A 20,780-nucleotide genomic window follows, 5' to 3' on the forward strand; every position below is an offset into this window, starting at 1 on the left:
TTGGTTGTTGGATCATATACCCATACTCCTGAATCATTGTGAACAATAGTTACGCCTTCACCTGGGCCTCCTGCTTCGCCTGGTTTTCCTGGCTCGCCTGTCTGACCTGGTTGTGACTCTGACTTAAAGCCTGTATCTCCTTTGTCTCCCTTGTCTCCTTTTATAGCTGCTATAAAAGCTTCGCCATCCTTTCCATCATTACCAGGTAAACTTTGCCAAATTTCTAAAGCAGACTTCCCATCATCTCCTTTATCTCCTTTAGGTCCTTTTGTTAAATCAATAGTAACAGCTTCTCCATTTTCATTTGTATATGTAAATGTTCCATTACCATTATCTACAAGTGTAGTAACCGTTTCATTTTCTTTAATGATATCATTAAACGTGATATTCTTTATTTCTCCTTCTTTTGTTACATAAGTAAATGAATTCCCATCATAATAAACATTACCACCTACATAGCTTTTGTTAATTACTTCATACAGCTCTTTCTTAACTGTTTCGTTATTAATAATTTCCTTGAAGTTTTTAATTACACTCTTAGGAAGTTTAATTCTATACCCTTTATCTAGAATAGGATTTCCTTTTCTATCAATTGCACTCTCGTTATAGAAAATATAATCTCCAGAAATTTCATCATACTCTATCTTAGTAACTTTCTCTTTTATTTCTACTTTTTTACCATTATCATCTATGTAGTATAATTTATCACCTTCATAAACAACATTACCTTTAGTTTTATTAACAATTTTAGTAATCTCTTCAACAATATTTTTATTATTGAAAATCTTTTGGTACTGATTAATTATAGCATCAGGAATATCTGAAACAGCAGTTAATCGATTCCACTTATCGATATACCAATAATAATATCCTGGTTTCAGATCATTCTCAACAGTAGCAGTATTATACACAAGCATGCTATTAATTCCATTTTTAGGAAATTCGCTAATTGTAACAATATCTTTACTGTCCTTTAATGCAATACGCGGAATCAATAGCCCCCTATTGGTTGATTCAATAGTTAACTCTGCCGATTTGTTTGGAGTCAAAGTTCCAATCCCTACTTGTGCATTAGCAGCAAAACTACTTACTAATAAAGCAGCTACAGATAGTACTCTTTTTTTCATATTTTTCTCTACAATTTATTTTAACCTAACAATACTTGATATATATCACTACAATTCTAATTCTGTAAACAGTACTAAAAATTAGAAATACAATTAACTCCTTGTTCAGAAATTATTGACAAGCAAATATATCGGCACCAATTGTTAATAATTGTATCTAAAAGAAAAGAAAATGATTAAATAAAACGTATTGATACATGGTTTAACGAATCAAACAAAAACACAACACATTACAAATCAACAAAGTAAGCACAAAACTAATTTTAAAATATTATGTCAACTCTATTTAACCTCAATTTCTATCTTACCCTTTAGTTTTTAATAAAAATGATACTATTTTGTTTAATTAATAAAGGTGATTAATACAAAACAGAGGTGAACAATAGGATAGGATAATCAAAAATGTTTGCTTTATTTATAAAAAGAGCTTTAATGCTTGATAATAATTCTATATTTATTAAAATAAATAGTCATGAAAAGTAGGCTACATATTTCTATCTATTCTCTTAAACAATACTCTCTACCAAGGCCTAATTTTTAATCATAAAAGGACTAGAAACTATTTAAAAAAGTGACTTTTTTTAGATTTTTTTTGTATTATCCAAATGCTGAAATAAATAATACCAAAAACGGCTACCAATAAAAAATTGATAGCCGTTTTTCACTTATATAGTTAAAATCTACTTTTAAAATAAGAATAGATTTCTCCTAAAACTAAAGTTACAAAATTACTTCATAACTAAGCTATATGAAGAGATTTAATTATTATCTCGCATTACCGGAAAAGAGTGTTATTTAAAGACCAACCATTCTATATTCATTAGGTGTTATCCCAACACAATCAACAAAATGCTTTTTAAAAGTATTTACAGATTTAAACCCACAACTATTTGCAACCACATCTAGTGTCCAATTTTCCTTCCCTTCCAATAATCTAAGGGCATGGTTAACCCTGTATTTACCCACTAATTTATAAAATGTTGTATTTAAGCAGTCATTAATTACCCTACTAACTGTACTTCTGTTATCCTCAATTATCAGTTCGCATAATCTGCTCAAAGAAAAATCATTTTCTAAATAGGATAAGTCTTGTTCAAAAAAATCAGCAATCTTTTTTGCAATTAATACCTCCTCTTCTGTAAAGGCTATTACTGAATGATCAATAATTATTTGGTCTTTTATTTCTTCTACATCTAGATCCGTATTACTCGATATTTTATATGTGAATGGCTCTTTTTTCAATATTAGTTTAGTGATTATTAAAGTAAACAGAGTAATACAAGAAAGAAATAGAATAACAACATCTATTCCTATATCTATATACTTTATATGTAAGGATATAGTCTCTCTAAATAAAGAATCTACATTAAAAAGTATGAAGTCAAACAATAAAAAGAAATTAATAAAATGAATATATCCCCGATGTACTTTATCTTCAATTTTAATTCTACTAATGCGAGTAAAATAAAACAAGAGATACATAATACTAAAAAAGTTAAACAATGAATCTTCTAACCAAATCTCTAAATGAAAAAATGTATGTATAATAATAACAGCTATTCCCAACTTTAAAATACTGTATAACTCTAACAATAACATTCTATTATTGACTATAGGAATAAGAGAGATTAAGATAATACTACCTACCCAAGGAAAAATATTAAACTCCATACATCCTATCGTGCTTGTATAGAAAACTAAACAGAAAATAATAAAAACCAGTAATAGTACATAAAGTATGTACTTAGATAAACCTTTCTTAACTATTTTATTTACAAACATAAGTCGCATTACGTATATTTTTTTTAATATAATAATTCACATTAAATAAACACCTGTACAACTTAAGACTTAAAATTATCAAAAAGTCACTTTACGCGAACAGTTATTCAGCACAAACCAAAAACAAAGAATAGCTATAAAAGTTAATAAACAAAATATAAAAACATTTAAAAACAAAAAAAAAGAACATTACTTAATAAAAAAAACTAAAAATTAAAATTAAAAACATATATGTTAATCTTTAATTTTAACATATATTATCTTTTAAAATCCAAAGTATTTTATTATTTAGAAGCAATACTTCTAAAAAAAACTACCTGAGACCTTAATTAATTACTCAACAAAGCTGATGGAGGAAAACCATATACCTGCACAAATGCACGGTAGAAAGACAATCTAGTATTAAAACCACAAAAACTAGCTAGCTCTTCTACTGTTACATCCTTATTCTTTTCTTTAATTAATCCCACTGCATATTCTACCCTTAGTCGGTTTACATATTGTCTAAAACTTACAGCATTAGATTCTTTAAAATACTCTGACAATTCCTTCTTATCTATTTCTATTACTTCAGAAAGCTTTTGTAAGGTCAAATCTACATTTAAATAAAGTTTACTTTCAATTAGTTGTTCAAACAACTTCTGACGAATAACCATCATACGCTGTTCTTTCTCCATAGTAAATTGAAGTTCCTTTGTATCCAAACAAACCTCTACTACCTCCTTTTCCTTACATTCTATAGATACATCTAACTCATCCAGATCTTGTTGATCATTTAAATATGGTTCTTCTGACTCTCCTATTAATAGCTGTATCGTTTCACTTTTTATATTTAATCTTCCCTTGCAATTCTTAATTACATAACTATTTATCGCATCTAAAAAAGCAACAATAATCAAAACAAGACAATAGAAGATATAAATATAATCAACATCAAAAACTCCTATAGGCTTAAATATCAACACGGCGTAGAAGAAAGAGCAACTTAACACTAATAAAATATAACTCACAACCACACTATTCTTTTTAAACTCTAACTCATGTTTTATCATGTATAAATAGCCATAACTTCCATATAATAAACAACTTCCTGCTATCAGTATATTAAGTATTCTATCTAAAAAAAGTAAATATTCGGAGTTAGGTAAAAATAACTTGGACAGCAAATAAAATATTGGAAAAACTAGAAAAGGTAATAAATGCCATAATATCTTAATAGAGAAATTATATAATAGCAAAAACAATAAAGGACCTATCGTTAAAGCAAAATAAGCACTTAAGTGAAAGTCAAAAACACCTTTATCTCTCTTTATCAGATACACTAGAAAAGAGGATAGAACTAAAATACAACATAGAAAAAAAATTTTCTTATCTATATTGCGTTTTGATTTATTAAAACTAAAAAGAACAACATAACTAACAAAAAAAAGGAGAATCAAAAATAATAGAACCATAATAAATTGTAAATAGGGGAACAATTAAACTCTGTACATAAAATCTTTTTTAAAGAAAAAATCCCTCACTTTTTTTGATCACTTTCTTAGACACAATAAAGATTCTGAAACATTCTTTTTAGCCCAAAAACTATCCAAAGTGTAAAACTCAACTACATTTAACAAAAATGAGTATTTAAATAAATAGGATTTGAAGAGTGTTTATATACTTAAACTTGAAAACAAAACTAGAATCCTTATGTTAATTCCATGTATCAAAACAGGCTCTCTCTCCTCATCTAAAGCCTAATGGTACATACTTTAAGAATATCAAGTGTTAAAAAAGTATGGTTTATGGTTACATAATTTATGTTTTTAACAACTAAAAACATTATTATTTAAGTTTCTACATAATAGAACAAATCTAAAAGTAGATATTAGTATATTAAGACACGGTTTACTACTGTTTTTTCAAAAACCGAAAAAAACACGCTAAAAAGAAAAGCGGTACTCTATAGAGAATACCGCTTTAATCAAAATAAAACTGACTATTTTTACTTATCTAATAAAGCTGAAGGTGGAAAACCATACCACTGAACAAAGGCTCTATAAAAAGATAATCGAGTATTAAACCCACAATAAAATGCTAGCTCTTCTACTGTGATATCCTTATTTTTTTCTTGAATCAAATTAACTGCATATTCTACTTTTAATCGATTAATATACTGTCTAAAATTAGCTGAATACCCATTTTTAAAATACAACACTAATTCTTTTTTACTGATGTGTATAACAGTCGCTACTTGATCGATGGTTAGATTAGGCTCTAAATAAAGTTTAGTTTCTATAAGGTTTTCAGACAGCTTCTGGCGAATAATGCCTATTCGTTCTTGCTTCTGTGTGTGCCCTTTTATAAGATACTCCACTTGATCTAAGACACCAGGGTTTGTTTTCTGTTCTCTGCAGCTTAAAGCAACGTTGAGTTCTGTCAACAAAGCCACTCCTATCAAAAAGAAACAGTATATCATATACACATAATCTGTATCTAATGCTTTAGGAGATTTAAAGAAGAGTAATCCAAAAAAGAAAGCACAGCTAAATACTAATACGATATAGGAAATAACAATGCTATTATGCTCAAAACTGAGTTCCTCTTGAACTGCGTAGAGATAGCCATAACTTCCATAGATTATACAGCTCAGTGCCACTGTTGCAAAGAGAATATCATCTACAAATGGCAAATACCACAAATAAAAAGAAGGCACTAAAAAAAAACTCAAAATATCTATTGCTGAAAAGATAATAAGAGGAAGAAAATGGTAATAAATCTTATTCTCCTTATCCTTTAATAATAACAGTAATAGTGGGCCTATAGTCAGACCTAAAAAAGCTCCTAAAGAGAAGTTTAAAGCAATTTCATCTCGTTTAATGAAGTAAACTAAAAATGCTAATACTACAAGAATACAAGAGAGGTAAAACACCTTTTTATCGCCAATCTCTTTAGATATATTATGACTAAAAACAAGGACATAGCTAACAAAAAGTAATACTATTAAGAATAATAAAATCATAATTTAAACGCTTTGGGGAAGCTTATATAATTTATGTACAGTTCTACTCGATATTAAACCCAATGGTTATCTTTTAAAATTTGTCTTTCTCATTCCTTTCTGAATTGAAACACAACTACTTTTATTTAGCTTACAATTTACATATATGATATTGTTTATTTAAAATTTAGATACTCTTTTAATTGTATCAGAGAACCTTCACTTAATACTTTTTTATTCTTCACTATTACAGTTACCAGATATGCACACAAAGTAAGCATACTGATAAATAAGATAATCAGCTTAATACCTATATTAAAGTACATAATTTGCTCGGAATGTATACTGTGATAGAATTTATCAAAAACGATTCCAACGTTCAGAAGTACAACATAAAATATGAGAAAATAATTAATAAAGCACGTATATCCTTTTTGAAATCTATTCTGTATTGTAATCTTTTTAGCATAACAATAAAAAAACAAAATATACATCACACAATAAAGGTTAAATAGAGATATCTCTAATAAATTAAAGCTGCGCTCTACTAGATTTACAATCAGAAATACAATTCCTATGATGATGAGTTTATACGCCTCTCTTTTTACCAAAGAATAGGAGAAGAAAGGCAATAAAGAAAGTAAAACAATATTAGCTACTAAAGGAAAAAAGTTAAACGATACTTCTAAAAGCATCTCCTTGTAAAAAGGAATGCACAAAAGAAGAAAGACAGTTAAAAGAAAGAAAAACAGCTTTACAGGACTATTTTTGTTAACTCTTTTTTTGAATTCTCCTTGTCTCATATAGCTATTTTTGTTAAAAAAGACATTTTTAAAAATTTTATAATTTATCATATCGTGATGAGAAGGTACAAAAAAGTCACATACACCAATAGTTCACGCATTATAACAATCCGTGATATACTCTATCTTTTCAGAGCATATTATAAAGAATATGTATAAAAGAAGAGTAAAAACAAAACTATTATTCAAAATAAAAACAACTAAGCACTAAACCGTACAGAAATGTTAAAATATTTTTTTAACATATATAATAACAAATATTCGCAATATGCACCAACTAAAAGGGCGTTTTTATAGGTTTTACAAGGGATCAGAGGGGATTAAAGAAATATAAAAAACAGTTTTATGGCTCTCCTATTGGTGAACCTACTCTCTTAATTTCTGATCTAACTTACTCCAAATAAAAAATAAAACAAGAGAGACCAAAACATAGCAAGATAACCAAGGAAGAACTTCTAAATCGAAAAAACGGTAACACAATACAGATATAAAAAATAATAGAGGATAAAAAAGTACAGATATAAAAAAAACTCTAGAGACCTTGTCTAACCAATAATATCTTCGTCCTACAACGCTAGACTTAGGAGAGGCAATCGACATAATAGAAGGAATAAACATAATGATGCTCCCAATAAAAGCCACACTAACTATAATCCATAAAATAATATCCATATTTCTCTTATATCCATCACAAAACTAACATAACTAGATAAAGATACTAACGTTTTAACTTGTCCTTATCATATCACTAGTGTGTTCAATTATTCTAACAAAGATACACCTTCATTTTTAAAACCTTTTTAAATACCAGCCTATCCTTGACCTATTGCCAAAATTTTAAATATCTTTACAGAACACAGTTAGTTTAATCGTTAAAAAGAAAGACAAATGAGTCAGAAAGCACAAAATGTGACAAATTATCCAAATAACAATACTATTTTTTCAGTTTGGAAGTTTAAAGAAGGAGCTGAAATAAAACAAGCTTTTGAGGCTTTATGTGGTCTAGTCAATAACTTAAACAATTCATTTAAAGTTAGAGTAAACGCTGGTCCTACTAGTTGTATCTTAGGAGTAAGTCATAATGCTTGGTTAAAGCTAGACTTACCTACTCCTCTACCAAAAGAGTTAAAAGTTTTTGAAGAAATCAAAGGAGATAAACATACTGCTGTATCTACAGATGCAGACCTACACCTACACTTAAATGCTATTAATCCTGCTATCTGCTATGATATGGCCATGGCGATATCTAAAGTTCTACTGCCAGTAGCAGACTGTATCGATGAAGTACAAGGGTTTAAATATTGGGATGGTCGTGCGATCATAGGTTTTGTAGATGGTACTGAAAACCCTATCGGAGAAGACAGAGATTACTTTGCAATTGTAGGAAACGAAGACCCTCAATACAAAGGAGGTAGTTACTTATTCGTCCAAAAGTATATTCACTTTATGAAAGATTGGGACAACTTATCTACAGAAGAACAAGAGAAAGTCATCGGTAGATATAAAGCTACAGATATAGAGATGGAAGAAGATAAAAAACCTGCCAACTCACATACTGCCCTAACAGCCATAGAAGATGAAGACGGTAATGAACTAAAGATCATTAGAGCGAATATGCCTTATGCTAATCCTTCTAAAGGACAAGCAGGAACTTATTTTATCTCTTATGCCTCTACCTTCAGCACAACAGAAAAAATGCTTAAAAATATGTTTATTGGAGAACCAGCAGGTAACTATGATAGAATATTAGACTTTAGTAAAGCCATATCAGGAACGTTATTCTTCGTGCCTTCCTTAGACATTTTAGATGATTATTCTGCAGAATAACACTACTTTAAAAAATCAAAAGCACCTCAGTATAACTATTAAGGTGCTTTTTTATATACTATACTTCTAAAAACTCTTTCATATCGTGATAGCCATATACCACTACTTCTGGATACTGATTTATAAACTCCTTTATACGCTCTAATGACTCTAATCTCAGTCTATTGTTATCTGCTCTCGCCTCAGTCAATTGGTGTACAGGATGATTAGGGTTACTGAGTTCTTCTCTTAAATAATAAGCATCCCCTATATAAAAATACCACTTCTCCTGTAGCTGATAAATAATACCACAATGTCCTAAAGTATGTCCAAACAATGGAGTCAAATACAACTCTACTCCTTCTATCTGTATTCTTCTTACTTCTAATCCTCTCCATTGTTCTACTGTAGTCCTATACTGTATTATAATAGGTTGATGGAGTAAGAGCGTCTTTACATATCGAGGATTGTCAGATTGGTAATTATGATACTCTTCAGAGGCAACATGTATAGAAGCGTTCGGAAAATCTACAATACCCGAGATGTGATCACAGTCTAGATGAGATACTACCACATCTGTTACCTTTCTAGGATCTAGACCTCGTTGTTTTAACTGCTCATATATGGCCATAGAAGGATCTAATCGAAGCCCAACAGCTGTTACTAGTTCGGGTGAGAATCTAGATTGCACAGGATCGTTGTCCTGCATGCCTATTCCTGCATCTAATAGAACTAATTTATTTTCCATTTCTAAAACTGTACAGTGCCCAATGGCTCTATCTCCTGTTGGAGCATTAATCTCTACAGCGTTCAAGTGATATACGTTTATCATACTATTTTTCTAAATTTAATTGAACAAAAATCAACTTATTTCAAGTCAAAAAATAGAATGATAACGCCAATTATTCTACGCCAATTATTCTAAAGGGTATAGAAATATCTATCTGTGGAATATCCATAAAATAGCTATTTTGAAGAAATGCTCTAGGTGAATCTCCTACAAATACCCGAAACTCTCTCCCGAAGTGAGATTGATCCGCATAGCCTACCTTATACGCTACCTGAGTTAATGAGGTAGCCTCACTATTTTGCATAAAGTGTAATGCTTTTTGAAATCGCATGATTCTACTATAAGTATAAGCATCTATACCTACTACTTCTTTGAACTTTCTCTGAAAACTTCTCCTAGACATATTCACCTGCTCTGCTAGGTTTGTTGTATTAGCTAATTCACAAGTCTTATTTAGCTTTTGTATGCTGTACTCTATCTCTTGATTAGAAGGTGTTATAGCATATCTTAAGAAGTGATTTTCTAATATTTTAATTGCCTCTTGGGTAGATGTACTTTCATAAAGTTGTCTACACACTTCACTTGGTAAGAGGTTTTCTGCATCTGCTAGCGTATTTGTCAATTCTGTAGCATGCAGACCGAATATTTTTTTAAAAGCAGTAGGATGCAAGTCTACTCCTAGTACAGTAGCTTTATGAGCAAAGTAATTAAGACAAGGACTATCACTCTTCTGTCCATAGATAAAAGACTTAGGCAAAGCCTTTTGATTTTCCTTATTGTACAATACTGATTGATTCTGAAACAGCTGTATAATAATCCCTGTATTACCAGAAGCGATTATGCGATACAGCCCTTTCCCTTCTTTTAAATCTACTTCTCCATGCCAGAATCTACTTACGATACTTCTTAGCTCTTTTTGAGGCAAACAGTACTTTACATTCATATCTTATAAATCCTATTCAATCAATTAAACTACTAAAAATAATATTAATCTGGCGTTTCTACAATCAAAAAACGTCCTTTTTCAAACAACAAGCCGATAGAATCATCTATCGGCTTGTTTAATTATATTATTCCTTATGTTGACTTTTATAGATAAGATAGGCACCTAATATCACTCCTAATAGAGCTAATAGAACCAAAAATTCTTCAGGTGTATTGCCATTGAGTCCACCAATACACATCCCTAAAAAGAGAACCGCTATCGCGATAATACCCCATCCTATGATCTTCATCTTCTTTTCTTAAATATGATTCATAATTTGCTTACACTATAAATAAGTCTTCTTATACTGTTTTACTAAAAGTGTCTATCCCAATTATTCTCTAGGATTACTCTATTAGCATAATAAACGCAGTGTTTTTCTTGTATAGCTCTCATCTCTCCACATTCAGGACAAGTTGCCTGAGCCGTATCCTCATTCACGCGATTCTGCAATTCTTCACTATCGTCATAACACTCTGCTCCTAAACCTCCTAGAGTGATAGTATATCTATAGCCTCTCTCACTCATAAATGAGCACTGCCCATCTGTAATGTTTTGAGTAGAGAAGTTCACATCATCTAGCCATCCTTCACTAGGCCAATTGATATGTACTAAGTTTCCATCCTTCACCTCTACACTTACCTGATAAGTACTACTACTGTTTGTATAAGGGTTTTCATACATCACCTCAGCACAATACACTCCATCTTTATAATAGTCACTCTCACCATAAATGGTAAAACCGTGTGACCCGGCACTTTTTTTACAAGCAAATAACAGTAATATCATACTTGCAAACAACAGAATTATTTGTTTCATTATCCTATTTAAAATACCTCAAACTATGTAAGACCTTGCCCTAGCCATGTACTACGTACTAAAAATGAATCTACTTACAAACTCCACTGCTATTTCCTTTCTAAGAGCAGTGCTTACAGTATTTACAATTTTTACACGCTTTACAATTTGAAGATCCTATACAGGTAGCATAAGTTACAGAACTGTAATTTCCTACAAACACTAACATACTTAATACAGATACACTGATCAATAAACTACTCTTTATCATATCCTGCTATTTTAGGTTTAGGTACTCAATAAAACAACAATAATGCCAAGTAATTTACTTCTCTTTTTCCTCGTGCTAAAAGCGGTGCAAATGTATCAAAGGAACTGTGAAAAAAAACTTAAATTTATAAGCTTTTTTTACTCTTTTTAGAGAGACCTGTTTCTTCTGTTTTGACACCTAATACAGAACAGTTATATCATCTCTAAAGCCTCTAATATACAGCCATATATATACGATAGATCTTCGTCAGTTGTACAGTATGGAGGCACTAGATAGATAATATTACCTAGAGGTCTCATCAGGACTCCTCTCTCTAAGAAGAAAGGATATAACATATCATGCATATCACTAAAATAAGAAGTACATTCTGTTGTCTTCCACTCCATCGCAAAAATAGTTCCGCATTGACGTGCATCTTGTACTTTAGGATGCTGTTTTAATTGTTGTATAAACCCTTTGTGCTTCTCTACAATACGATTAATATGATCCTGTGTATCTTTAGATAGCAACAGATCCATACTTGCTAAAGCTGCTGTACACGCTAAAGGACTTGCCGTAAAAGAATGTCCGTGAAACAGTGCTTTAGTCTTATCATCTGCATAAAATGCCTGATACAGTTCTTCTGTACAAGTAGTAATTCCTAATGGTAATGTACCACCTGTAAGTCCTTTTGAAAAACACATAATATCAGGCGACTCCCTAAGGTGATTAGCAGCAAAAAGCTTTCCTGTTCGCCCAAACCCCACAAATATCTCATCTTGGATTAAGAGTATTTCTCTTTCTTTACAATGGCTCATTAATGCAGATAGGTGTTCTGCCTTGTGCATTAACATTCCCCCTGCCCCTTGTACTAAGGGTTCATAGATAAAACAGATTGTCTCTTCAGCATATGTATCAATGGTCTTTTTTATACTCTCTAGATTCTCTGCCGTGGGCACCTCTATAAACAAAACCTCAAACAACATATCGCCAAAAGGATCTGTCCATATTCCTCTACCACTCACAGACATTGCCCCAAAAGTATCTCCGTGATACCCATTTTTAAAAGCAAAGACTTTATTCTTCTTACCTCCTTTATTATAATTAGCCTGAATAGCCATTTTTAAAGCGACTTCTATCGCTGTCGAGCCATTATCTGTATAAAATACCTTAGTCTGGCTAGATGGTAATAAGCCTAATAATCGCTCTGATAACTCTATAGCAGGCTGATGAGTAAACCCAGCAAAGATTACTTGCTCTAGAGTAGTTAATTGTTCTGTCAATTTCTGAGCAATATAAGGGTGCGAATGTCCATGTAAGGTTACCCACCAGGATGATACTGCATCTATATATCTCTTGCCATTCGCATCGTATAGATAACTTCCCTCCCCTTTTGTTATAGGAATTATATTCTGAGCTGTTTTCATCTGAGTATAAGGATGCCAATTCACAGCATAATCGCGTTCTATTAAATTATCTTGTCTATTTTTCATTTGTTATTCTTGTAATGAAACACTTGCTAATTCAAGTGCTGTTAACATAACTGCTTCTTTAGTAATCTCTTCTAATGTGGGTATGTGTATTAATTGTGTATCTCTGTCTATAAAGTTCTTTATCGCCTTTAATGAGTAAGGGTTAAACTCTCCATTTAGCACAAGGTAATCAATAGGAATATTCCTTGTCCTCAAAGCTTCTATCGATAACATTGTATGGTTAATACACCCCAAATAGTTTTTAGTCACTAATGCGACAGGAAGTTTTAAATATTGAATCAGATCAATCATATAAGTAGAAGAATTAATCGGAACAAACAATCCTCCTGCTCCTTCTACAATAAGATTATTCGCAGTATCAGGGAGCGTAAAATCACTTAGTTGAATATCTACATTTTCTTTAACTGCAGATTCATGAGGTGAAGCGGGTAACTGCAGCCTAAATCTTTCTCTATAAATAGTCACATTCTCATTCCACTGTTGTATTTTCATACTGTCTGATTCATGTAGGTCTCCAGACTGAATAGGCTTCCAATAATCAGCCTTAAAATAATGTGTTAGAATAGCAGAAGTAACTGTTTTACCAATTCCTGTATCGATACCAGTTACAAATAGTTTAAGGGGTTGTGTCATTTCTTTTTATAATTTCAAATAATAAATTCATTTCTTCTCTTTTGTTGAAAACATGTAGACAGATTCTTATACGTTCTGTACCTTTAGCCACTGTAGGAGCCTTAACGATATAAGTATTAAGGTTGTGTTGTACTAAGTCTGATTGAAAGCTTGGAATATCTCGAATTCCCTTAAGACTAATCACTTGTATAGGACTTGGAGTGAGTACAATACCTTTAGGAGCAACTTCTGCGTAAGTCTTGATAACACTTTCTAATTGTAGTGATAGCATAGGATACTTCTCTATAAAAAGATACGCAAGCTTAATACTCACAGCCATCAAAGCATTAGGGGCTGTACTATAAATAAAAGAAGAAGCAAAATTTATAAGAGAATCTATCAACATCTTACTTCCCAGCACAGCAGCTCCATGTACTCCCATCGCCTTACCGTATGTCACAAGAGTTGCCCATACACCAGTCTGTAATCCTAAAGAGTGTATTCTACCTAGGCCGTACACTCCTATAGCGTGAGCCTCATCTACTATTAAGTAAGCGCCATAACGCTGTGACAACTCTATTAGCTCCTCTAAGGGAGCTAAATCTCCATCCATAGAATATAGACTCTCTATAGCTATGTAGATATCTCCTGTTGCTTTATTGAGTAAGCGCTCTAAGTCATCTAAATCATTGTGCCTGAACTTCCACTTTCTTACTCTTGACAATAGACATCCATCGTGTACAGACCGATGTATTAGTTCATCCACGATCACAGTGTCTCTCGATGTAGGTAGATTACCTAATAGAGCTAAATTAGCCTGATAACCAGAATTAAAAAGAAGTGCTCTCTCTATGCTATGCCTAGTTGCTATATACTCTTCTACTTCTTCTACCTCCTTTATATTCCCACTGATTAATCTAGATCCTGTACTTCCACTTAACAAAGCTGGATTATCTACTACCATATCTAATAAACCTTGCTGAAAAACACTATTTCTACTCAATCCTAAATAGTCATTCGATAGGAAGTCTATTGCTTCTATATCCCTAAGCTGTAAGCTTCTATAATTCTGGTCATAAAGCCGCTCTGAGAGTCGTCGCTGTAGATTATAAGGCAGTGTATTCATGCCTTAATTAATCGCTTTAGCAATAGCCTCCATCCACTCTTGACAAAGTAATTCTTCATACTCTACAATGATATCAGCATAGTATTGCCAATCAGGTGAAAAAACTTCTAATTGAGCAATCATTTCTTCTAGATGTCCTTGTTCTTCTGCTATAATTGATTTGACCATCACCTTGGAACCAGATCGATCTAAAACACCTTGATAAATAGGATATAGTTTGTCTGCACGTACCTCTATGGCGTACGTAACCAATAGATAAGCAGCGAATTTTAAAGGTGCTCCATCAAGTCCAAGTGATTCTTTTAGATATCGAACGCAAAATACATCTAATCGTTGTAGATACTGTTGAGTCTGAACAGGTGCTAATAAACTAGTGGTATCATACTGCTCAGGAAAACAAACTTGTAGTTTCTTAATTTGTTTTTTTAAGTAATAGGCATGCCTATGCTCTTCCGCTGCATGCTTTAATTGTAAAAAGGTAACTTGATACGGATTTTCACAAGCGGATATCTTCCTCGCTCCTGTGTTCTCCATAAAGGATAAGGCATTTAACCATTTGCTGTGTAGCTCATCGCTCGCTACGATTACTTCTAATAGTTGTTCCATTTTGTGTTTGTTTAAGCCACAAAACTAGAAGGACTAACTGGATCACCACAAGACCACTTTTAAGATAAATACTAGTCCGGATACTATCATACACTCTACCGAGAAGATAGTACCTCTTCTATCTCCGTGATATATCAGTACCTAATACGAGCCTATCCCTTGCTAAAAAACGCCTTTTAACTAGTATATATCAGCTATTCTACACGGTTTACAACTGTAGATAGTTAGATGAAGAATATTAATTACTCCTCCTTGCGTTGCATCTTATAGTGGAGTTTTAAAAACGGGATGGTATAAAAACTAAAGTTGTGATCTGTACACAGATTTCCATCTGTATCTACATAGATATGTAAACTCTCATGTAAAGATCTGACAAATTTCACCCAATGCTTTCCTTTGTGATTTGTGACATAAAAGTAAAAGCCTACATCGCCAAATTGCTTACCATTGCTCTGTAGAAGTAAACTTCCATCTTCTTTAACCTCCTGATTGAGTAGTACTGTGGCATTGCCATTTGGCAATGGAAAAACCACTTTAAACAATTCTTTATCCTTACTAGGAAGATAAGCATGAGTATAAATACCTGAGAACAACGTCTGACCTGTTTCTTTGACCTTTCGATACCAAATCGTCCAGACCGTTTGTTCTTCTTTCTGAAGTTTTATTATTTCACTTTCTAGCCCTTTCGAAAAACTAATGGTATTAGTTGGAATGTTCAATTGCTGTAATCTCTTACTAAACAACCATCCTAATAAGGTTCCAAAGGGTTTAAAAACACCTTTCCACTCACACCAAACCTCAAAGTCGTAATCTGATGTATGGGTGTAGAAGTCTATGATCTGTGGATGTAATCTACTGCGCTCTGATACTGTAAAATCTAGTATATTAATCTCTTCTATAAGTCCACTTCCAGCCTGATTAATAATCACGTCATACTGACTAGCTAATCTGTCAATATAAGACTTATCTATAATCTTCCTATCACCAATAACTCCTTCTATCCAAGGCATCTGGGCGATATCAATACGCCTTCCAAACAACTTTACCCAGAGCTGAGTAATCCTATCTTGTAACATACACGTCCATTACTTTATCTAAAAGTACTCTTTTTCTTAGAAAAAACCTATCTGTATCAAAACTAAAAACTCTGCTCTGTCTAATCAGCTATTCTATGAATAACTAGTTCCCTAAAAGACTATCTGCTTTAAACTACTTCATTTATAAATCAATTATTTAGTATATCTATAAGCGAATTATTCGTCTGCAGGCTGAATTGCTACCTTAGTAGATAAGTATGTTCTATAAATACAAACAGCGCCAAATGAAAATGTTGCTACAACAAAAGTAGCGATAGGCAAACTCATCACCTTTTCTACAGGAAACACATAAACCAAGAATGGAAACGCATATACCGCAGGCACTCGCATCTGAAATAGTTGAGACAAACCATACATCATAATCAACAATAGAAATGCGAGTAACAACCAGTTCTCAATATACTGATATAATACTACTCCTATGCTAATAGCTAATGTAAGAATAGCGATTTGCTTAACCATGATCTTCAGTGAATACGTCTTCATATTTAAAGATTCATACAGTACTACAGCTATAGGAGGGATAATAGCCATCTGTTGGTTGGCTGAGTAATACGCCACTATCATCCACAACAAATTAATAGCAATATAGGGATACATCATTTTTGTATTGACCTTCCCTTTTGAGTCAATCCCTTTATTTAAAGCTAGCGCATAGACCACAACCATCAAGACAAAAGTAGTTACCAATATGGCATAGATAAATGACCACGCATGAGCATTAGTCACAATAGGAAGAAAACCTGTAGCTAATGCAGGAGGCAAACAATAATTAATTACTTTCATCAGCACTAACATCAGTAGCAGTACAATCAACAACTTAGAAATATAAGGAATAGCTAACATATTTAGCCCGAACCCTATTAACGCTGTTAGTGAAGGAAGAATAAATATTTTATCAGGCTGTCTCAGCCATGCTTTCTCTTGGAATACCCATAGCCCCACAGCTAGTGCTGCTATCTCTGGCAAGACAATCTCTGGATCCTGAAAATACACTGCTCCACATACCATCAGTAATATGAATACAAATGCTAAAATATAGTGATATACAGTTGGTTTATTTACTAAGTTCATCATCTTCATTACTTATTTGAAGCAAAATTAATTGAACTCAAGTATAAAGTACTTCTTAGTACACGACAAAAGTACTAATTAGTTGATTTTAAGATAAATAAAGGGAGGAATTGTTTGTAAAAAAGGCTGACATTCAGTATATTAAAGGTTTACTTCTGACATAATGCCTTTAAAAACGAACAACAGCCTAGAGTACAAAAATACAGAACCTCTAACAACTTTAAAAGCTAATTTTAAAGGGAAACTGGGGTTAGCTAGGGTTCGACTTATTTGTTTGTTTATCGTCTCTCTATGCAAAGTAAAGTCTGTGAATTTTTCTAAAGTATCAACTGGATTTGACAACTGTGCCGAGACTAGTAGTAATTATAGACGTATTTTAGCGTTTTATATCCTCAGTTGATTTGAAATTGGAATGGGTTTCAAGACTTATTTTCGCACTTATACCTACTGAAGAATCTTATGTTCTTGTGATGGATCGCACCAATTGGAAGTTTGGTAAACAAGATATAAATATCTTAATGCTAGGTATTAGTTATAAGAACATGTGTTTTCCAATACTATTTAAAATGTTAGATAAGCGTGGTAATTCAAATACAAATGAGCGAAAAGAACTCATTAATACTTTTATTGATTGGTTTGGCAAAGATCGTATTGATTGTGTATTAGCTGATAGAGAATTTGTTGGAGAAGATTGGATTAGCTATCTAAATGATAAACAGATTAAATATTACATTCGTATTAGAAATAACTTTAAAGTTTACCTGCCTAGTAAACAGAAAGAAATAACAGCTTCTCATCTATTTAATAACTTAAAACCTGGTCAAACAAGACAGTATCACAAGATTGTTAGAATTCATAATCAGCTATGTTATATCTCTGGAACTAAAGTGATCACAGGTAATAAGATAGATTATTGTATTGTCATTGGGTTTAATAAACCAGAGAAAGCTTTAGATACTTATAAAATAAGATGGCAGATAGAAACACTATTTAAAGCCTTCAAGTCTAGCGGATTTAATATAGAAGATACACACTTACAAAAAATAGATAGAATTGAAAAACTATTCATGTTAGTGATGATTGCTTTTGTGTGGTTCTATAAGATTGGGGACTATATTGATACTATTAAGCCTATCACAATCAAGAACCATGGCAATAGGCTTATTAGTGTATTTAAACTTGGACTTGACTATCTATCAAGATTATTACTGTCTAAAAATAAGCACAACCCTTTAAATATCAATTGCTTTAGTTTTTGTCATGTACTTAGGTCATTCTTATATCCCTAAATCTTATTTGTATAGAGTGGAATATCCATATAGATTTTGAAAAATGTAATAGTTAAACATAATCTAATACTATAACAACTCTAAAGGCTGTCTTAAATAGACAGCCTTGTTTAATAATATACTTTGATTTTAAGAAGAAGTATAGGTTGAATTAGAATTTATACTGAATGTATTTGTTTTAATTAAAAAATCTTTAATTATTGAACTAAGTTCTTTGATTAATTCATTTGAGATTCCCATACTTAGTTGATTGGTATGAATAACTAGTTTTTTGGGTTGATTAATATCATCATAATGAATATTAATGAAATTAGATTTACCAATAGGAATTACTCCTGTTTCGGAATCGTATTTTACATTGAATATTTTTTCAATATCAATTTGATGATTACGAACATAATGACCAGCTGCTACTATGACAATAGGGAAGTTTTGATAAAATTCATGGGTTAAAAATTCCTGTCTTAGAGTTAGACTGAGTTGTCTATCATGTTTGTCTACATCTTTACTGTATTTGGCGGATGCTTCACTTAACTCGGTCAGAAATGCCTTCTCATGAAAATTAATATATTCACTTTTAACATGATCAAAAAAAACTGCATCAATTATTTTTTGATAGTAAAACCAAGTAGAACTTGTACCTCCTTTGCCTCTGATGATATTTCCTAAATTATCTCTAGATTCAATTTTATTTAATTGTCCTTTATACGGGTACAAAGGATTGTAGTTTTGAGTTAAATATAATGGAGCCCAATTTTGGATGTCTTTTAGTGTTACTTGTTCCTCTATATTTTGAATCCATTGAATATTATTTTTTTTAATATCTCGGATATAAGCTTCTTGATTAGTTTGTTGATCAATAGCAGCCTCTTTTCCTATAAATAAGATAGTACCATTTGGATTTCCTTTACCAATGTAAAGATTAGAAAGATTTTTATTAGTTAGTTTTTTTAAAATACTATAGTCCATAATTTAAATATAATTGTTTTGCTAATTCTTCAATATTTTTTTTTCTTTTTAACGGCTCTATCCAGTGTAAGGGAATACTCTTGAATCCATATAAAATCCCAGCCAAAGCTCCTGTAATTGCTCCATTTGTATCAGTGTCTTTACCTAATGACATAACTTTTAAAATAGCTTCTTCATAATTATTTGTAGTAAGTAAAGTTTGAAGAGCAATTTCTAAGCTTCCCACTACAAATCCTCTATTATTAAATTCACTTGGGGCAATTTCCTTAAATTTAGGAGAGAAGATACGCTTAAAGTATTCATTTTCCTGATAGATAGAAGCCAAGTCATGTATAATATTTTCATATGCCAATTGTGCATCTTTGGTTAAAACAAGATGTTTGGCATAAATAAGATAGATATAACAGCTATCTATAGCTATTTTATGTGCATGAGTTAAACTACTAAAGTTACTAATATAGCTGTAAGTATCTGTAATACTCTTATCATATAAGAGTGGAAAGAGCAGAGGAGATATACGCATTAAAGATCCATTTCCATTATCACGTTCTGTACTTAGTCCTGCTGTTCTCCAATTATAGTCATTTGCAAAATTTTCAATAGCAAATAATGTTGTTCTTCCAATATCGAAAGTATCTCCATCGGCAGTCCAATAACCTTCTTTCATCCAATCTTTAAAACGATCCATCAAATCATTTAAATCAGTCTCTTTAGAGGCTAAATACTCTGCTGTACAAAAAGTAAGAGAAGAATCATCACTAAAGGTTCCAACAGGTTTATGCCAAGAGCCAAACCCAGTTAATCTATTAGGTTCGTTTTGATAATTAGTTTTAACAGATTCTAGATCTATTTCATTTGGAAACTTAAATTCGATAGGAACTCCTAGTGCATCAGCTACTGCTACACCGAATAGAATATCTTGTGCTAAGTTGGACATTTTATACTTGTTTTTAAAGATTGCTTCTCAAAATTAAATCATATAAATGGCAACCCAAACTCTTAAGAAAAGATTCTTTGTTATTTATTTCTAACCTTAGTAGATAGTTACTAAGGCTAGATCTTAGTACACGACAAAAATATTAATTAGTTGATTTTAAGATAAATAAAGGGAGTAATTATTTGTAAAAAAGGCTGATATTCAGTATATTAAAGTTTTCCTCCTACAGAATGTCTTTAAAAACGAACAACAG

At 31.8% G+C, this 20,780-nt stretch carries 17 protein-coding genes and 1 pseudogene; 2 read left to right on the plus strand and 16 right to left on the minus strand.

The annotated features are described in order from the left end of the window. The 4 genes and pseudogenes from HX049_RS17050 to HX049_RS17065 all read right to left on the minus strand — a co-directional run. Positions 1–1,127 (minus strand): annotated as a pseudogene (locus HX049_RS17050) (hypothetical protein); the annotation flags it as partial. 795 nt (positions 1,128–1,922) lie between these two features. Then, positions 1,923–2,798: an AraC family transcriptional regulator gene (locus HX049_RS17055; protein ID WP_286417443.1), complete on the minus strand. Its 876-nt coding sequence runs from the start codon at positions 2,796–2,798 to the stop codon at positions 1,923–1,925. Between the two features lie 440 nt (positions 2,799–3,238). After that, positions 3,239–3,961, minus strand: coding sequence for a helix-turn-helix domain-containing protein (locus HX049_RS17060; protein ID WP_286417445.1), 723 nt, complete (start codon positions 3,959–3,961; stop codon positions 3,239–3,241). Between the two features lie 935 nt (positions 3,962–4,896). Then, the gene (locus HX049_RS17065; RefSeq protein ID WP_286417447.1) at positions 4,897–5,913 is read right to left on the minus strand and encodes a helix-turn-helix domain-containing protein; all 1,017 of its coding nucleotides are present in this window, start codon (positions 5,911–5,913) and stop codon (positions 4,897–4,899) included. Between the two features lie 1,670 nt (positions 5,914–7,583). Between HX049_RS17065 and HX049_RS17070 the strand changes: the two genes are divergently transcribed. Next, positions 7,584–8,522, plus strand: coding sequence for a Dyp-type peroxidase (locus HX049_RS17070; RefSeq protein ID WP_286417448.1), 939 nt, complete (start codon positions 7,584–7,586; stop codon positions 8,520–8,522). 58 nt (positions 8,523–8,580) lie between these two features. Here HX049_RS17070 and HX049_RS17075 read toward each other — a convergent pair whose 3' ends face one another. The 10 genes from HX049_RS17075 to HX049_RS17120 form a co-directional block, all read right to left on the minus strand. Continuing rightward, on the minus strand, positions 8,581–9,333 hold the full coding sequence (locus HX049_RS17075; protein ID WP_286417450.1) for an MBL fold metallo-hydrolase: 753 nt from the start codon (positions 9,331–9,333) through the stop codon (positions 8,581–8,583). A gap of 70 nt (positions 9,334–9,403) precedes the next feature. Next, positions 9,404–10,234: a helix-turn-helix domain-containing protein gene (locus HX049_RS17080; RefSeq protein WP_286417452.1), complete on the minus strand. Its 831-nt coding sequence runs from the start codon at positions 10,232–10,234 to the stop codon at positions 9,404–9,406. A gap of 127 nt (positions 10,235–10,361) precedes the next feature. Further along, positions 10,362–10,526, minus strand: coding sequence for a hypothetical protein (locus HX049_RS17085; RefSeq protein ID WP_006258153.1), 165 nt, complete (start codon positions 10,524–10,526; stop codon positions 10,362–10,364). Between the two features lie 65 nt (positions 10,527–10,591). Continuing rightward, positions 10,592–11,095: a hypothetical protein gene (locus HX049_RS17090; RefSeq protein WP_006263972.1), complete on the minus strand. Its 504-nt coding sequence runs from the start codon at positions 11,093–11,095 to the stop codon at positions 10,592–10,594. Positions 11,096–11,536: 441 nt separating this feature from the next. Further along, the gene (bioA, locus tag HX049_RS17095) at positions 11,537–12,817 is read right to left on the minus strand and encodes an adenosylmethionine--8-amino-7-oxononanoate transaminase (RefSeq protein ID WP_286417454.1); all 1,281 of its coding nucleotides are present in this window, start codon (positions 12,815–12,817) and stop codon (positions 11,537–11,539) included. A gap of 3 nt (positions 12,818–12,820) precedes the next feature. Beyond that, positions 12,821–13,450 carry a dethiobiotin synthase gene (bioD, locus tag HX049_RS17100; protein ID WP_006261462.1) on the minus strand — a complete coding sequence of 210 codons (630 nt, stop codon included), beginning with the start codon at positions 13,448–13,450 and terminating at the stop codon, positions 12,821–12,823. Continuing rightward, the gene (locus HX049_RS17105; protein WP_286417456.1) at positions 13,434–14,555 is read right to left on the minus strand and encodes an aminotransferase class I/II-fold pyridoxal phosphate-dependent enzyme; all 1,122 of its coding nucleotides are present in this window, start codon (positions 14,553–14,555) and stop codon (positions 13,434–13,436) included. The genes bioD and HX049_RS17105 overlap by 17 nt, the downstream gene beginning before the upstream one ends. 3 nt (positions 14,556–14,558) lie before the next feature. Then, positions 14,559–15,161 (minus strand): hypothetical protein, encoded by a 603-nt coding sequence (locus HX049_RS17110; RefSeq protein WP_286417457.1) that lies wholly within the window; start codon positions 15,159–15,161, stop codon positions 14,559–14,561. Between the two features lie 242 nt (positions 15,162–15,403). Beyond that, complete coding sequence (locus HX049_RS17115) at positions 15,404–16,237, minus strand: hypothetical protein (RefSeq protein WP_286417459.1); 834 nt, start codon at positions 16,235–16,237, stop codon at positions 15,404–15,406. A 177-nt stretch (positions 16,238–16,414) separates the two neighbouring features. Continuing rightward, complete coding sequence (locus HX049_RS17120) at positions 16,415–17,335, minus strand: hypothetical protein (protein ID WP_286417461.1); 921 nt, start codon at positions 17,333–17,335, stop codon at positions 16,415–16,417. 404 nt (positions 17,336–17,739) lie between these two features. On the opposite strand from HX049_RS17120, the gene HX049_RS17125 reads away from it, so the two are divergent. Next, on the plus strand, positions 17,740–18,621 hold the full coding sequence (locus HX049_RS17125) for an IS4 family transposase (protein ID WP_286417463.1): 882 nt from the start codon (positions 17,740–17,742) through the stop codon (positions 18,619–18,621). A 129-nt stretch (positions 18,622–18,750) separates the two neighbouring features. On the opposite strand, the gene HX049_RS17130 is transcribed toward HX049_RS17125, so the two are convergent. Then, the gene (locus HX049_RS17130) at positions 18,751–19,590 is read right to left on the minus strand and encodes a hypothetical protein (protein ID WP_286417464.1); all 840 of its coding nucleotides are present in this window, start codon (positions 19,588–19,590) and stop codon (positions 18,751–18,753) included. Next, a complete protein-coding gene (locus HX049_RS17135; RefSeq protein ID WP_286417466.1) occupies positions 19,580–20,527 on the minus strand; it encodes an ADP-ribosylglycohydrolase family protein in 948 nt (315 codons plus the stop codon). The genes HX049_RS17130 and HX049_RS17135 overlap by 11 nt, the downstream gene beginning before the upstream one ends. Positions 20,528–20,780: the final 253 nt, after the last annotated feature.

This window comes from Myroides odoratimimus (genome assembly GCF_030326305.1).
In the GTDB taxonomy this organism is placed as follows: Bacteria; Bacteroidota; Bacteroidia; order Flavobacteriales; family Flavobacteriaceae; genus Flavobacterium; species Flavobacterium odoratimimum_A.

Bases quoted from the DNA above. Each gene is read 5' to 3' on its own strand.
- HX049_RS17055 (WP_286417443.1), bottom strand. From the start codon at position 2,798: ATGGAGTTTAATATTTTTCCTTGGGTAGGTAGTATTATCTTAATCTCT.
- HX049_RS17060 (WP_286417445.1), bottom strand. From the start codon at position 3,961: ATGATAAAACATGAGTTAGAGTTTAAAAAGAATAGTGTGGTTGTGAGT.
- HX049_RS17065 (WP_286417447.1), bottom strand. From the start codon at position 5,913: ATGATTTTATTATTCTTAATAGTATTACTTTTTGTTAGCTATGTCCTT.
- HX049_RS17070 (WP_286417448.1), top strand. From the start codon at position 7,584: ATGAGTCAGAAAGCACAAAATGTGACAAATTATCCAAATAACAATACT.
- HX049_RS17075 (WP_286417450.1), bottom strand. From the start codon at position 9,333: ATGATAAACGTATATCACTTGAACGCTGTAGAGATTAATGCTCCAACA.
- HX049_RS17080 (WP_286417452.1), bottom strand. From the start codon at position 10,234: ATGAATGTAAAGTACTGTTTGCCTCAAAAAGAGCTAAGAAGTATCGTA.
- HX049_RS17085 (WP_006258153.1), bottom strand. From the start codon at position 10,526: ATGAAGATCATAGGATGGGGTATTATCGCGATAGCGGTTCTCTTTTTA.
- HX049_RS17090 (WP_006263972.1), bottom strand. From the start codon at position 11,095: ATGAAACAAATAATTCTGTTGTTTGCAAGTATGATATTACTGTTATTT.
- bioA (WP_286417454.1), bottom strand. From the start codon at position 12,817: ATGAAAAATAGACAAGATAATTTAATAGAACGCGATTATGCTGTGAAT.
- bioD (WP_006261462.1), bottom strand. From the start codon at position 13,450: ATGACACAACCCCTTAAACTATTTGTAACTGGTATCGATACAGGAATT.
- HX049_RS17105 (WP_286417456.1), bottom strand. From the start codon at position 14,555: ATGAATACACTGCCTTATAATCTACAGCGACGACTCTCAGAGCGGCTT.
- HX049_RS17110 (WP_286417457.1), bottom strand. From the start codon at position 15,161: ATGGAACAACTATTAGAAGTAATCGTAGCGAGCGATGAGCTACACAGC.
- HX049_RS17115 (WP_286417459.1), bottom strand. From the start codon at position 16,237: ATGTTACAAGATAGGATTACTCAGCTCTGGGTAAAGTTGTTTGGAAGG.
- HX049_RS17120 (WP_286417461.1), bottom strand. From the start codon at position 17,335: ATGATGAACTTAGTAAATAAACCAACTGTATATCACTATATTTTAGCA.
- HX049_RS17130 (WP_286417464.1), bottom strand. From the start codon at position 19,590: ATGGACTATAGTATTTTAAAAAAACTAACTAATAAAAATCTTTCTAAT.
- HX049_RS17135 (WP_286417466.1), bottom strand. From the start codon at position 20,527: ATGTCCAACTTAGCACAAGATATTCTATTCGGTGTAGCAGTAGCTGAT.